Annotated in this window: 12 protein-coding genes and 1 pseudogene; 8 read left to right on the top strand and 5 right to left on the bottom strand. The window is 30.0% G+C overall.

The window, feature by feature from the left end; translation table 11 throughout:
• Positions 1-98: 98 nt before the first annotated feature.
• Positions 99-2,837: a preprotein translocase subunit SecA gene (gene secA / locus I6I93_RS06525; protein WP_112889888.1), complete on the bottom strand. Its 2,739-nt coding sequence runs from the start codon at positions 2,835-2,837 to the stop codon at positions 99-101.
• Between the two features lie 216 nt (positions 2,838-3,053).
• Here secA and guaA point away from each other — a divergent pair, with 216 nt between their 5' ends.
• From guaA to I6I93_RS06495, 8 genes are all read left to right on the top strand, one after another.
• Complete coding sequence (gene guaA, locus I6I93_RS06520) at positions 3,054-4,574, top strand: glutamine-hydrolyzing GMP synthase (RefSeq protein WP_112889887.1); 1,521 nt, start codon at positions 3,054-3,056, stop codon at positions 4,572-4,574.
• Positions 4,575-4,855: 281 nt separating this feature from the next.
• A complete protein-coding gene (locus I6I93_RS09280) occupies positions 4,856-5,074 on the top strand; it encodes an AlbA family DNA-binding domain-containing protein (RefSeq protein ID WP_236587171.1) in 219 nt (72 codons plus the stop codon).
• Between the two features lie 144 nt (positions 5,075-5,218).
• Positions 5,219-5,500 carry a hypothetical protein gene (locus I6I93_RS09275; RefSeq protein WP_236587170.1) on the top strand — a complete coding sequence of 94 codons (282 nt, stop codon included), beginning with the start codon at positions 5,219-5,221 and terminating at the stop codon, positions 5,498-5,500.
• A gap of 57 nt (positions 5,501-5,557) precedes the next feature.
• On the top strand, positions 5,558-6,175 hold the full coding sequence (locus I6I93_RS09270; RefSeq protein WP_236587169.1) for an ATP-binding protein: 618 nt from the start codon (positions 5,558-5,560) through the stop codon (positions 6,173-6,175).
• A 144-nt stretch (positions 6,176-6,319) separates the two neighbouring features.
• Complete coding sequence (locus tag I6I93_RS06510) at positions 6,320-6,697, top strand: hypothetical protein (protein ID WP_146740969.1); 378 nt, start codon at positions 6,320-6,322, stop codon at positions 6,695-6,697.
• 229 nt (positions 6,698-6,926) lie between these two features.
• On the top strand, positions 6,927-7,109 hold the full coding sequence (locus I6I93_RS06505) for a hypothetical protein (RefSeq protein WP_146740968.1): 183 nt from the start codon (positions 6,927-6,929) through the stop codon (positions 7,107-7,109).
• Between the two features lie 199 nt (positions 7,110-7,308).
• Positions 7,309-8,151, top strand: a complete 843-nt coding sequence (locus I6I93_RS06500; RefSeq protein ID WP_236587168.1) for an AAA family ATPase — start codon at positions 7,309-7,311, stop codon at positions 8,149-8,151.
• Between the two features lie 714 nt (positions 8,152-8,865).
• Entirely contained in the window at positions 8,866-10,782 is a 1,917-nt protein-coding gene (locus tag I6I93_RS06495) for a hypothetical protein (protein WP_070700492.1), read from the top strand.
• A 74-nt stretch (positions 10,783-10,856) separates the two neighbouring features.
• Here I6I93_RS06495 and dcm read toward each other — a convergent pair.
• From dcm to I6I93_RS06470, 4 genes and pseudogenes are all read right to left on the bottom strand, one after another.
• Positions 10,857-12,103: pseudogene (gene dcm, locus I6I93_RS06490) on the bottom strand (DNA (cytosine-5-)-methyltransferase).
• A gap of 17 nt (positions 12,104-12,120) precedes the next feature.
• The gene (locus I6I93_RS06480; RefSeq protein ID WP_201621272.1) at positions 12,121-13,410 is read right to left on the bottom strand and encodes a Sau3AI family type II restriction endonuclease; all 1,290 of its coding nucleotides are present in this window, start codon (positions 13,408-13,410) and stop codon (positions 12,121-12,123) included.
• Positions 13,382-13,603: a hypothetical protein gene (locus tag I6I93_RS06475; protein ID WP_201621232.1), complete on the bottom strand. Its 222-nt coding sequence runs from the start codon at positions 13,601-13,603 to the stop codon at positions 13,382-13,384. Before I6I93_RS06475 ends, I6I93_RS06480 begins: the two co-directional genes overlap by 29 nt.
• 288 nt (positions 13,604-13,891) lie before the next feature.
• Positions 13,892-14,062 (bottom strand): hypothetical protein, encoded by a 171-nt coding sequence (locus I6I93_RS06470; RefSeq protein WP_172605466.1) that lies wholly within the window; start codon positions 14,060-14,062, stop codon positions 13,892-13,894.
• Between the last annotated feature and the right edge of the window lie 523 nt (positions 14,063-14,585).

Below are 14,585 nucleotides of genomic sequence, written 5' to 3'. Positions count from 1 at the left end.
CTAACACTCAATAAAAAATTTATGTCTTCAAAAAATTCTAAGCAAAAAATATACACAAAAAAACTCTGGCATCTCTACCAGAGTTTCTCTATTATATCTTATTCATATTTTCCGTGACAGTTTTTATATTTTTTTCCACTTCCGCAAGGACATGGATCATTTCTTCCTACTTTTTCTTTTTTTCTAACGTAAGGTTTTTTCTTTCCGTCATCTGGATTTACAGTTTCAACTTCCTTTGCTACCCTAACCCTTTGTACTCTTTCAGGGTTAACTACGTGGTAAAGCATTTTAACTGTGTCTTCTTTAATTGATTCGTTCATTGCTTCGAACATATCGAAGCCTTCTTCTGCGTAGGCTCTTACTGGGTCAGTTTGACCAACTGCACGAAGTCCAATTCCCTTTCTTAGTTGATCCATTGCATCGATGTGGTCCATCCACTTTTGGTCAACATTTTGAAGAAGGGCAACTCTTTCAATTTCTCTGAATTTTTCTTCGCCGAAGTCTTCTTCTTTTTCTTGATATTTTGCATCAGCAAGTTCTTTTATATAAGCCTTTAGTGAATCCACTGTAGGATTTTCAAGTTTCTTTAAGAAGTCTTCTTCAAAATCAAAAGTAGCCACACCAAAGTTTCTTATTGATTCAAAGTCAAGATAGTTTTTGTTGTTATCATCTAGCTTGTTGTAGAAGTCAATAGTCTTATCTATTACATCATTTCTCATTGCAATGATGTCGTCTCTTAGGTTTTCACCTTCAAGAACTCTTCTTCTTTCTGCATAGATAACTTCTCTTTGCTTGTTCATAACGTCATCATATTTTAGGACGTTCTTACGAATACTAAAGTTGTTACCTTCTACTTTTCTTTGAGCTGACTCTATTAGTCTTGTAAGGATTTTGTGTTCGATTGGTTCGTCTTCTTCTGGATCAAGCTTAACCATTGTGTCTTTAAATCTGTCTCCAGCAAATAGTCTAATTAAATCGTCATCTGCTGAGATGTAGAATCTTGAAGAACCTGGGTCTCCTTGACGTCCTGAACGACCACGCAATTGGTTATCAATACGTCTTGACTCGTGTCTTTCTGTACCAATAATTCTAAGTCCGCCAACCTTCTTAACTTCTTCAGCTTCCTTGTCTGTTTCAACCTTGAATTTTTTAACAAGAGCTTGATAATCTTCTCTTGCCTTAATGATTTCTGGGTCATCAGTCTTGAAGTATGAGTCTGCATATTCTAGCATTTCATCTTCCATGCCTTGCTTCTTAAGTTCCTTCTTTGCAAGATATTCTGGGTTACCACCAAGTACAATGTCGGTACCACGACCAGCCATGTTTGTGGCAATAGTAACTTGACCGAAACGACCTGCTTGGGCAACTATTTCAGACTCTTGTTCGTGATTTTTGGCGTTTAAGACATTGTGCTTAATGCCAGCACGTTTTAAATATTTAGAAAGAGCTTCAGACTTGTCAATTGACACAGTACCAACTAGGACTGGTTGACCTTTCTTATTTGCCTCAGCAATTTCTCTTGTAACTGCCTTGAATTTTGCATCTTCATTAATATAGATGTGGTCATTGTCGTCATCTCTTTGCACAGGTTTATTTGTTGGGATTTCAACAACGTCAATGTTATAAATATCTCTAAACTCGCCTTCTTCTGTCATAGCAGTACCTGTCATACCAGCAAGCTTATCATACATTCTAAAGTAGTTTTGGAAGGTAATTGTTGCAAGAGTCTTTGATTCAGCTCTTACTTCTAGACCTTCTTTTGCTTCGATAGCTTGGTGAAGACCTTCGGAGTATCTTCTACCATACATTAGACGGCCAGTGAATTCGTCAACAATTATTACTTCGCCATCTTTTACAACATAGTCAATATCTCTGTGCATTGTACCTGCTGCCTTAAGGGCTTGGTTGATGTGGTGAGATAATTCCATGTTTTCTGCATCAGATAAGTTTTCAATGCCAAAATATTTTTCGGCCTTAGCAATACCCTTGTCAGTAAGAGTTGCAGTCTTATCTTTTTCATCTATTACATAGTCTACAGTTTCTTCTTCGAATTCCCTGTTAAATCTTTCAAGATCAATTTCATCTTGAGACTTGATTCTGTGGCTAAGAGTGTTTACAAAATCTCTTGCCCTAACATATAAGTCAACAGATTCATCACCTTGACCAGAAATAATAAGAGGTGTTCTCGCTTCGTCAATTAAAATTGAGTCAACTTCGTCGACGATACAATAGTGAAGTCCTCTTTGAACCATTTCTTCCTTATATATAACCATGTTATCTCTTAGGTAGTCGAAACCAAATTCGTTGTTAGTACCATAAGTGATATCAGAATTGTAAGCAGCCTTCCTGTCCTCTTGGTCCATGTCGTGGATAATACATCCAACGCTAAGACCTAGGAATTCATAAACCTTACCCATCCAGTCCCTATCACGGCTAGCCAAGTAGTCGTTGACAGTAACAACGTGAGTTCCCTTGCCTTCAAGGGCATTTAAGTAAGCTGGAAGTGTAGCAACAAGTGTCTTACCTTCACCAGTTCTCATTTCTGCAATTCTACCTTGGTGAAGAACAATACCACCAATAACTTGGACCCTAAAGTGCTTCATGCCAAGAACTCTCCAAGCAGCTTCTCTTACAACAGCAAAAGCTTCTGGAAGTAGGTCATCAGTTGTTTCACCATTCTTAATTCTATTTTTAAATTCTTCAGTTTTATTTTTAAGCTCGTTGTCTGAAAGCTTTTCCATCTCACCTTCGAGACTCATAACTTTATTTACAAGGGGCTCGATTTTTTTAAGTTCCCTATCGCTGTAGGTACCAAAAATCTTTTCCATTAAACCCATTTTACCACTCCTTTTACCTGACGTATTATTCTATCATTAAATGGCATATTTTACAATAAAAATCCCGTTCAACACATCTCTATAAATTATATTGTTACTAATATTTAATGTCAATATAAATAGGCTAATTACTTAATTTAAATAAGTTACTCTCATGTGAAACTATACAAAATTAAAATTTTATTATAAAATGTACTAAATGATGAGGAGGTTAATATGATACTAGTAGTTGACTTTGGTGGCCAATACAATCAGTTAATAGCAAGACGAATAAGAGATCTTAACATTTACTGCGAAGTTGTACCATACAACAAGGCCTTAAAAGAATTAGAAAATAGAGACAACGTTGAAGGAATAATTTTTACAGGTGGACCTAACTCAGTTTATGAAGAAGGAGCACCACAAATAGAAAAAGAAATCTTCGACAAAGGCATACCAGTACTTGGACTTTGCTACGGAATGCAAATCATGGCCCACACACTTGGTGGAGAAGTTATAAAAGCACCAAAAGAAAGAGAATTTGGAAAAACAGAAATCGAAACAAAAGAATCACCAATCTTTAAAGACCTAGCAAAAGAAGAAACAGTTTGGATGAGCCACGTGGATAGAGTTAATAAAGTTCCAGAAGGCTTTGAAATAATAGCAAAGAGCGAAAACTGTCCAGTAGCTGGCATGGTAAATGGTGAGAAAAAACTTTATGCACTACAATTCCATCCAGAAGTAAACCATTCAGTTCACGGCAAAAAAATGTTAGAAAACTTTGCAGTAGAAATCTGTGGAGCAAAAAAAGATTGGACAATGGAAAACTATGCAAAAAAATCCATCCAAGAAATAAAAGAAAAAGTTGGCGACGGAAAAGTCCTCCTTGCCCTATCAGGTGGAGTTGACTCATCAGTAACAGCAGCCCTACTATCAAAAGCAGTTGGCGAAAATCTAACATGCATCTTCGTTGACCACGGACTAATGAGAAAAGACGAAGGCGACGAAGTAGAAGAAGCCTTTAAAGACTCAGGCATGCACTTCATAAGAGTAGACGCAGAAAAAAGATTTTTAGATAAACTATCTGGTGTAACAGACCCCGAAAGAAAAAGAAAAATCATTGGTGAAGAATTCATAAGAGTTTTTGAAGAAGAAGGACAAAAAATAAAAGCAGTAGACTACCTAGCACAAGGAACAATTTACCCAGACGTAATTGAATCAGGACTAGGCGACTCAGCAGTAATAAAGTCCCACCACAACGTAGGCGGACTACCAGACTTCGTAGACTTCAAAGAAATCATCGAGCCACTCCGCATGCTATTTAAAGACGAAGTACGTGACCTTGGAAGAGAACTAGGACTTGCAGACTACCTAGTAGACAGACAACCCTTCCCTGGACCAGGACTTGCCATAAGAGTAATGGGCGAAATCACAAAAGAAAAATTAGACATACTTCGTGATGCAGACAAAATCTTTAGAGACGAATTAGAAAAAGCAAAACTAGAAGACATCAACCAATATTTCGCGGTCCTAACAAACAACAGGACAGTAGGAGTAATGGGCGACTTTAGAACTTACGACTATACACTTGCCCTTCGTGCAGTGTCAACAACAGACTTTATGACAGCCGACTTCACAAGAATACCTTGGGAAATATTGGATAAGGTGTCAAATAGAATAGTAAATGAAGTAGACCACATAAATAGGATAGTATATGATATAACATCAAAACCCCCAGCAACAATTGAATGGGAATAATTGCAAAATTTTCTAAAATGGCTTAATTACAAGCTATAAAGAGAATGAAAAATGGCTACTGGTACTCAAATGGTACTGGAAGCTAAAAAGAATAAACTAAATAATAGTTCCAAATGGTTTACATTTGGACAAAATATTAGACCGTAGCTTCAAACTGCGGTCTTTTTGAGTGTATATATTGTACATAATTTAGCAAATAAATTATGCGACAATAAAATGTCGGTTTGAATTCTCGTACTGTCGCCAATATGATATGATAATTATGTTAGAGGAGGACTGCAATGAACCTATATATAGAGTCAGAAACAATGGAATTAAAAGAAAAATACACAGATACAATTACAAAGGAAATAGTATCTTTCCTTAATAGTGTAGGAGGATCAATTATTATCGGAGTAAAAGATAATGGTGTTGTTGTCGGTGTAGAAAAAGTTGATGAAGTTCTTAGAAAAATATCTGATATTATAACAACTCAACTAGAACTGAACCCACAAGATTAAATCAGTTCAGAGCTTAAATTTGATGAAGGGAAAACTTTAATAGTAATTCATTTAAATAAAGGACATTATCATATTTATTGTCAAAAGAAATATGGATTTTCTTCCACAGGATGCACAATACGAATCGGAACAACCTGTAAAGAGATGACACCAGAGCAGATAAAAATTCGATATGAGAAAAAATTTATAGATAATGAATACATGCTTAAGAAAAAATCAAATTCATCTGATTTATCGTTTAGGGAACTTAAGATATATTATTCGGAAAAAAATTATCATTTGGACGATAAATCTTTTGAAACTAATTTGAATTTAAGAAATGAAGCCGGAGAATATAATTTACTGGCAGAACTATTATTTGATAAAAATAATATTCCCTTTATTTTTGTGAAATTCCAAGGACAGAATAAAGCTTCTATATCTTAAAGAAGCGATTATGGGTATGGATGCATATTAACGACTTGTGGAAAAATAGAAAACAGATTGCAGGCTGAGAATATATGTATTTCTGATACGACAGTAAGACCCAGAGAAGATACATATTTATTTGATTCTAAATGTGTTAATGAGGCAATTTTAAATGCTTTAGTTCATAACGATTGGACAATCACTGAGCCACAGATTTCAATGTTTAATCATAGACTTGACATATTATCGCATGGTGGTCTTCCTGATGGAATGACAAAAGAGCAATTTTTTGATGGAATAAGTAAGCGTAGAAACGCAATATTGATGAGGATATTTCTAAATATGGGACTAACTAAACACACCGGACTTGGGATTCCTACGATTATAGAAAAATATTGTAAAGATGTTTTTGAAATTGAAAGCAAATATATTAGATGTACTATTCCTTTTAATCAAGAAGTAGTTGATCAGATAGACAATAAAAATGTCGGTTTGAATGTCGGTTTGAATAAGACTGAAAAGAAAGTGATTGAACTTTTGATAGAAAATCCAAGCTTAACATCAATTGAACTTTCAGAAAAAATAGGTGTAACAAAGAGGACTATCGAAAGGACATTCAAATCTTTACAAGAAAAGAAAATGATAGAAAGAATTGAATCAAAGCGTGATGGCATTTGGATTGTTATTGGATAAATAAATTATATTTATAAAATAAAATTTATAAGAGCGATTTGTTCAAATAATTTCCAAAATTCTAAGTAGAAGCAATATGAATTGACACTAAATTGATATTGCTTTTTAATGTATTATTGAGGTATTAAAATGGATATAAAAATAATGAATTGCAACAATGTAGATGAAGGAAATATAAAACTAATTGAAGGAAGACTTAATATTAAATATGCCATTAATGGTACAGGTAAGTCAACTATTGCAAAAGCTATAGAAGCAACTATAACAGACGATGAATCAAAAATGAAAGAATTACTTCCATTTAAGTATTATGATATAGACAGCAAGCATGAACCAAAAATTACCTGTAATGAAACACTTAATAGCGTTGCGATTTTTAATGAAAAATATGTTTCAGATTATATTTTTCAACCAAATGAGTTAATAAAAAATAGTTTTGAAATTTTTATAAAAACTAGTCAATATGAAAATCATACAAAAGAGATAAAAGAACTTTTAAAAAAAAATAAATCTAACTTTTAAAGAACATCCAGAATTAGATGATTTAATAAATTCATTTCAGAACTTTATTTCTGGTTTTGGTAAAGCTAAATCAGGATATTCTGCAGCTGGCTCAATTGCTAAAGGTATAGGAAAGGGAAATAAAATAGAAAATATCCCCAAAGGTTTAGAAGTATATTCTAGCTATTTAAAACATGAGAACAATGTTAAATGGCTTAAATGGCAAATGGATGGTAAAAGTTATTTAGATATGGATAATATATGCCCTTATTGTGCGAATGAAGTAGAAGAAGTTAGGAAAAAAACAATTTTAAAAGTTAGTGAAGAATACGATACAAAATCTGTTGAACATTTAAATAAGATGTTGGAAGTCTTTGAGCTTTTAAATCCATATTTTAGTATAGAAACAGAAAAAAATAAAAGAAATCACTAAAAATGCTACAAACATATCTGAAGAACAAATAAACTATTTGACAGAAATTAAAAAACAGATTGAAGTATTATTGACTCGATTGAATGGATTAAAAAACATAGGCTTCCACTCGTTAAAATATTCAGAGAAAATTGCTGATGAATTGAATAAATATAAGATTGATTTATCCTATTACTCACACCTAAACTCTGAGTTGACTATGGAAAAAGTTAGAGTGATAAATTCTAGTTTAGATGAAGTTTTACTAAAAGCAGGACAGTTACAAGGTGAAATAAATAAACAAAAGAAGCATATCAAAGAGACAATTGAAGAATATAGTTCTGAAATAAATGATTTTTTATATTATGCAGGATATAAGTATAGAGTTTCAATTGAATATGATGATGTCAACAACTATCACTTAGTTTTAAAGCATATAGATAACACGAGTAATGTTAATTCAGTGAATAATCATTTAAGTTATGGCGAAAAAAATGCATTCGCTTTAGTTTTATTTATGTATGATATATTGAGGACAAATCCTGATTTGGTAATATTAGATGATCCGATATCATCATTCGATGGGAATAAAAAATTTGCTATTATTAATATGCTATTTATGGGCAAAAAATGTTTAAAGGATAGGACTGTTCTTTTATTGACACATGAATTTAATACTGTTATTGATTCAATTAAAAATATGAGTCATCTATTTAATCCAGCACCTAAAGCTGCATTTCTATCCACAAATAATGGTGTGTTATCAGAAAAAAATATTAGTAAAAATGATATTAAATCTTTTGTTGATATTGCTAAATCAAGCATATCATCTGAAATAGATATTTTAAATAAACTTGTATATATGAGAAGATTAGAAGAGATTCAAGACAAAAATTCATTCTCTTATCAATTGATATCAAATCTCTTCCATAAAAGAGAGGAACCTATATTTAAATATTTCGATGCATCTTCGGGAAAAGAACAGTGTAGGAAAATGAAAAATGAAGAGATTTGCAAAGCAAGTGATGAAATAAAAAAAATTAATACCAGATTTCGATTATGAAGTTGAGTTAAAGAAAACACAAAATAAGACTATATTAAAGAATTTATATGCAGACAGTGAAAGTAATTATGAAAAATTGCAGTTGTATAGAATTGCATTTAATGACAACCATGATAATGATGTTATAAGAAAATTTATAAATGAAACTTTTCACGTAGAAAATGACTATTTATTTCAATTAGATCCAAGAGAATATAACACCATACCTCAATATATAATTGATGAGTGTAATAAAGAAATGCTTTAGATATAAGAGAAAATGAATTAAATAATTATTTGATATACTAATGCTGATATTAATGAATTAAAAATTAGTAAATTTTAAATATTTATGTAATGATGAATTTAAAGTTGTAAAATCACAACTATATTCTCAAAAAGAGTTTCTCCGGTACTGGGACTGGGACGGGACTAAAAATCTAAAAATGCCCTATAATTAGGTGGATTTATGGATATTGTAAAAAATAGAATATAGTATTTTGAATGGTTTGGGATATATCGGACGTTTAGAAAAGAAGAGTGGGAATAAAAGTTAATAGAAACTTACAAGACCTTAGTTACGACTAGGGTCTTTTTTGTACTAAAACTTTTTTAGTTGAATAATAATTCTTTATTTCTGTAGTAGATTTAAAAAATAAGTTATAATTAATTCAAATTGAAGTTTTAATATTATAAGTTTTTATTTGTTTTTGAAATATTTTTGAGGTGAGTTTTTTGAAATCAAATTACGATGGTGTGAAATACTATGGAATTAATGACCTATCTTTAGGATTTTATTTAGATAAATCAGAGAAAATTATAAGAAATAATCCAACCAGCTCAAAGATTGATGATATTAACGTTATTTTAGAACTTTACAATATTTATTTAATTTTTAAGAGTGGTTCAAAACTTCAAAGTTGGAGTGAAGCTACTTATGATGAATTAAAACGTTCTACTTTAAAATTTATGCCTTTCATAAGTTCCTATTTTTCTAAAATTAAACCTGAGAATTTAAGATTGATATATTCAAAAATCAGCAATCAATACATTGATGATTTTTGGTCTCTCTTTGATAAATATAATATTTTTGAAAACATAACAAACGAGACGTTTGAAAATTTTTTAAACTATGAAAAAGTTCACTTATCCTATCTTTTAGAGCACAAAAATCTTGTGAATTACTTTGATAAAGAGATTGCAAATTATATGCGACTCTCGAATTCAACTGCTGAAATACTTATAGAATACAGACTTGTTGAAAGAGAAGACAAACCTATAAAATATTTCTTACCAAAGTCTTTAACAATAGAACAACAAATAGATATTGTAAATGGCTATATAAACTCTCAATCATATAATCCAAATTATCTAAAAATAATATTTAATTCGGGTTCAAATAAAGATTTTCCAATAAACGATTTAATGAGATTAAATGCTAAGAAAAAATATGAGGAGAATATAGATAAAGTATTTAATTCAAAATCAGGTTTTAAATTTGGTGCAGAGGTAGAATTTAGCAACACTACTGATATTGTTGAAGTTCGTTCTTATAATCCTTTAGTACCTAGGTTTATTTATAGTAGTGATTGGATTAAGGATAATTTAGATAATCCAACTTTATTAAATAATTTCATTTATCTATTCAACTATACAGATATGTTTTTTAGGTCCAACTTTCCATCTAAAGAATGTGAGTTTTCACCTCTAGAAAAATTTACGGGTTTAAAAGGTATTAAGTATTATGAAAAAGGAATTGCTTTCTCACAAAAAGAAATTCTTCATTCCGTACAAATTATTGCTTATGAGAATGAGTTAAAGAAATACAATGTAGAAATAGAATTTTTGTTTAAATGGTTTTTTGAAGATTACCTAAAAGATGAATTTGAAGTGTATGGATTTAAATTTTCTCCATGTTCGGAAAATTCCACATACCTAGAAAAAGTTAGAAATTTATGTTCTGAGATGGACTCTTTATTAAAACAATACAATTTATATGTTAATTACAATTCAATAGATAGAGAACTTATCGAAATTTCGCGAAACTCTGTTTCCTTGGATAATCTACCCAGTTTCTCGTCAAGTAAATATGGATATATTTTAGATTCAGAGCTTATTGGTATATCTAATTTGCTGTACTCTGATCAATCAATTATTAATCATACTTCAGTTGAAAAAATGCAAGATAATTTTGAACAATTATTAAAACACAAAAAATTAAAGATATTAGACTTTAGTAATTATCAGATAGAAACTTTAAAGTACCTAAAATCCAAGAATATAATATATGAAGATTTTTATGGATATTTAAACTTAAATAATGATTTATGTAAAATATTGAAAGATTTTTACTATAATGAAGTTTTATGTTTAAATTATTATAAAAATAAAAAAGTTCTAAACTCTTTAATTAATGATAAAAAAATTATTATAGAAAATAAGCTTTTTTCTAAACCAGAACAAAATTATTTGAACTATGTCCTTAATAATCGCAAATATGACAATGGTTTATCGATAAGAAATCGATATTTACATGGTAGTAATACCAACGATGTTTCTGATCATAAACAAGATTACTATACAATACTAAAAGTTTTCGTTTTGATAATTATAAAAATCAATGAAGAGTTTTGTTTAAGAGAAAATTTCTAATCAGAGTTTAATTATCTATTTATATGAATTTAAAAAGCAGAGTCTATCCAAAATTTAGACTCTGCTTTTTTTATTTATTTCTCATTACTAATTATTTCTTTTAACCTTGGCTCAAGTCTGGATATTATTCCAGTAACTAAGGCATTTCCCATCATAAAATATCTATTTCTTCTTGGCATTGTATCTGTCCAGTTAGGTGGAAACATTTGAATTAATTCGCACTCAACTGGAGTTAAAATTCTATATTTTTCAATATCTTTGTCATAAATTATATGCGACGACCTATTCGTTGTCCCTTCACTCGTAAGCATTGTTCTTGCAGGTTCATCTACATTTTCTGGGAAAGACATGGAACCTTCACTATAAATATATTTATGTCCATTTGCTGAAGTTCTTTCGATTCTCTTAGAACCTTTTAAATACTTCCATTTTTCAAGTTTTTCATCTTCTACAACAAATTCATCTAATGAGGTATTATATCCTTTAGCTTCATCTAGAACTCTTGAAAGTGTGTATTTGCTTTCTGATATTGGAATAATTTTAGAATGTTCGATTTCTCCATCAATCATTATACCTGATTCTAAAAATTTTCCATTATTAAAATTATTTGAAACATCTAGGATATCTTCATAATTATTTAAATTAATTGTTTCATGTTCTTTAATTTCTTCTACTGGGAATAAATCATTGAAAATATTCTTTTCATTTAAGTTTAAACTTCCTTCTTTTACCCATTGAGAAAATTGTGAATTATTTTTATAAGCAAAAATAAAAACTCTTCTTCTTTTTTGTGGCATCGAATAGTCCCCAGCATTTATAACTCTCCACTGAGCATCATAGCCTAATTCATTAAAAGTTTTTAACATTATAGCAAAGTCTCTTCCCCTTTGAGATGCTGGGGATTTCAAAAGTCTATCAACGTTTTCTAACAATATAAATGGAGATTTTTTTCAACTATTACATCTTTAATATCCCAAAACAAAACTCCCTTTTTACCCTCAATTCCCATTTCTTTAGATAAAGACCTAGCAACTGAATAATCTTGACATGGAAAACCACCAACCAATAGGGAGTGATCCGGTATTTCTTTTTTGTCAACTTTGTTTATATCTACATTTGAGTTTTTTTCTTCACCAAATCTTTTAACATAACACTCAAAAGCTGGCTGCATTTTTGTAGATGGTTCAAATTGATTTGCCCATACAAATTCCCAATCTCCTTTTTCAATTGCCAAACCATTTTCATCTATTGAGTCAATATGATTTAGTCCTACCCTAAAACCACCAACCCCTGCAAACAGTTCTGCTACTGTCAATTTCATCTATTCTTAATCTCTCCTTATATATCACTAACAATTTTTGCTATATAATCGTTATTTAGCCAAAAACATTGGCTAGTCATCTTATCCCCATTAGGCAATTCATCCATGTCGCTATCTTTTCCATTTCCATATCTTCTTCCATTTATTACATAAGCGCTTTTACTAGCGTGTGGCCTCATGTGGAATATCTTTGTATCTGTTTTCTTAGGCAAGTCATTTTTAACAATTTGTTTTCCATCTTTTTGCCTGCTTAAAGAAAATTTTACACCATTTATAAATTTTTCTTTATATGCATTCCATTCATTCTGTCCAGTTGTTTCTAACTCATCAATAGGCATATTCCAAAACTTAGATCCTGCTAAAGCATATTCACCATTTTTATTCTCTTTAAATACTACAAATAAAAAACGTGTTGTTTCAAAAAATTCATATTCATAAGAACTCTCAAAGTCTTGTTGAACAAAATCTTTTATATTAACTTTTGGAAAAGACATACTTTCCTTTGGTTTACCATTTTTCTGTAATCTAATTGTTTTTATAACAATGCTAGCCTTTTCAAATTCTTCAGAATTTTCTGTGTGAACACCTAAAATTCTATTAACTAAAGTTTTATTTATTTGTTTTGAAGTATTGTCTGTAGGTAAATTAAAAATTGTACAAAGTTCTTTTACGCTAAATCCCTTGTATTTATTAATTTTTGATATTACTTGTGAATCAAAATTTCCTTCTTTTAAATCCTCTTTACCAAAAATAGAATCATAACTCATTAATCCTGGCTTCACATATGAATTTAAAACATATGTCATATAAGATTGCTTAAAAGAAAAAGCTCTTCTTTTAGCTGGAATATCTGGATTATAATATTGCGGCTGTAAACTTTTCTTAGCTGTTGTCCCTTTTGTACATGCTCCAAGATACTTTGTATCACTTTCTGATAATTTGTGTGCATTACCAGAAACTACTTTTTCAACTATCGTCTTATAGTCTTCTAAAATGATTTCTAAATCTTTTTCGCACAAGTCACTATAAAGTTCATACAAATTTACAAAATCTATTTCATTTTCTATTCTTGGTTGACCCTTTAATCTGTGATACCAAACCATTAATATTTTACATATTTTCTTTTCTAGGTGGGAACCTTCGAACTCCAAATCAATAGGCTCATAGTTAGGAATCATAGAAATTACAAGTCTTTCTCCTGCCCTAATTCCCTTTTTAGTCTTTTCATATGGAGTTGTCTTTAATTCTACTCCAGCCTTATAAAAGTCTGGCTCTGGACTAGAGTTTGGTTTGTAAAAAAAAGTAATGCTCTTCTAATAAGTTTCCTAGCGATCCTTTTTTCCTTGGGTTATTGTAACTAACAACTTCTTCCTCAAAAAAACTTCCATTAGAATCTTCAATATTATTAGATAAAACATCTACAAATCTCAACCCAATTAAATTTTTTGCATATCTTAATATATCTCTTGGACTTGAATCATCATATGGTAATTTTTTCATTCTATGCCCTCTCTTTAAAGAAAATAAAATAAATTTCAAACATTGAACTCATTCAAGTAATAATTATATCAGATATTCTACATTCTAAAAAATCAATTATTTTACAAGTTATTCCCTTTCATCCTATAATAAATCTAGGTGATTTTTGAAATTTTTTATTCTCATTTTATTTTTGATAAATATTTTTTACAACTTCTCTCTCAAGAGGAAGAATATTGTATTTGTTAAGCTTGAGAAGAAGTTTTTATTTATTATTGGTCTCTTTGGTCTTCTTGTCCTCTTTATGACTTATCGGTTTTCTTCTAGGTCGACACTAGACTTTCTTTTGGCCCTATCATCTATTGTTTTACTTTTTTCTATCATCTCATCCCCTGGTATAAGGGCTGATGGCCTTAATATTTTTATGTGGTCTACGACTATAATTAAGTTCGCTCCTTTTGATAAAATCGAAAGTATCAAAATTGATTCTTTTTACGATGACAAAGTTATTCTTAGTCTTCATACTTTTTCTAATTTACACAAGTTTACTTTTGATTCAAAATATAAGAATGAAATTGAAAATTTAATTGAAAATTTTTTATAAATAATAGGTCGATTAAAGTCGACCTTTTTTTATTTTTTTAATTTTAAGTTTTGTCTTCTATAAATTTTTTTATTTTTATTTTTTTGTAGTACTTCTGTTTTTTTTTCAAGATTTCTTTCTTCCTCTCTTTTTATAAGTCTCTTTCAATTGACAACTGGGCTAAATAATTGTATAATCGAAAAAATTACTTTTAACATTTTACTTATATATGTAAGGTTTTTTTTGATAGTTATTAATTGAGTTTTAATTCACAATTTTTTGATTTAAGAATTAATTTCTAATTCACAAATTTATTTGACTTAAGAATTGAATTTTAATTCACAATTTTTTTGACTTTAGAATTATTTTCTAATTAACAAATTTATTTAACTTAACAATTAATTTCTAATTATAAAATTA

The sequence above is a fragment of the Peptoniphilus harei genome, assembly GCF_016726485.1.
Lineage (GTDB): Bacteria > Bacillota > Clostridia > Tissierellales > Peptoniphilaceae > Peptoniphilus_A > Peptoniphilus_A harei.
The sequence above is the reverse complement of the archived record's forward strand: the minus strand, read 5'-3'. Positions and strand labels throughout refer to the sequence as shown.

Coding starts and splice junctions, on each gene's coding strand:
- secA (WP_112889888.1), bottom strand. CDS start 2,837: ATGGGTTTAATGGAAAAGATTTTTGGTACCTACAGCGATAGGGAACTT.
- guaA (WP_112889887.1), top strand. CDS start 3,054: ATGATACTAGTAGTTGACTTTGGTGGCCAATACAATCAGTTAATAGCA.
- I6I93_RS09280 (WP_236587171.1), top strand. CDS start 4,856: ATGAACCTATATATAGAGTCAGAAACAATGGAATTAAAAGAAAAATAC.
- I6I93_RS09275 (WP_236587170.1), top strand. CDS start 5,219: ATGACACCAGAGCAGATAAAAATTCGATATGAGAAAAAATTTATAGAT.
- I6I93_RS06510 (WP_146740969.1), top strand. CDS start 6,320: ATGAATTGCAACAATGTAGATGAAGGAAATATAAAACTAATTGAAGGA.
- I6I93_RS06505 (WP_146740968.1), top strand. CDS start 6,927: ATGGATAATATATGCCCTTATTGTGCGAATGAAGTAGAAGAAGTTAGG.
- I6I93_RS06500 (WP_236587168.1), top strand. CDS start 7,309: ATGGAAAAAGTTAGAGTGATAAATTCTAGTTTAGATGAAGTTTTACTA.
- I6I93_RS06475 (WP_201621232.1), bottom strand. CDS start 13,603: ATGAAAAAATTACCATATGATGATTCAAGTCCAAGAGATATATTAAGA.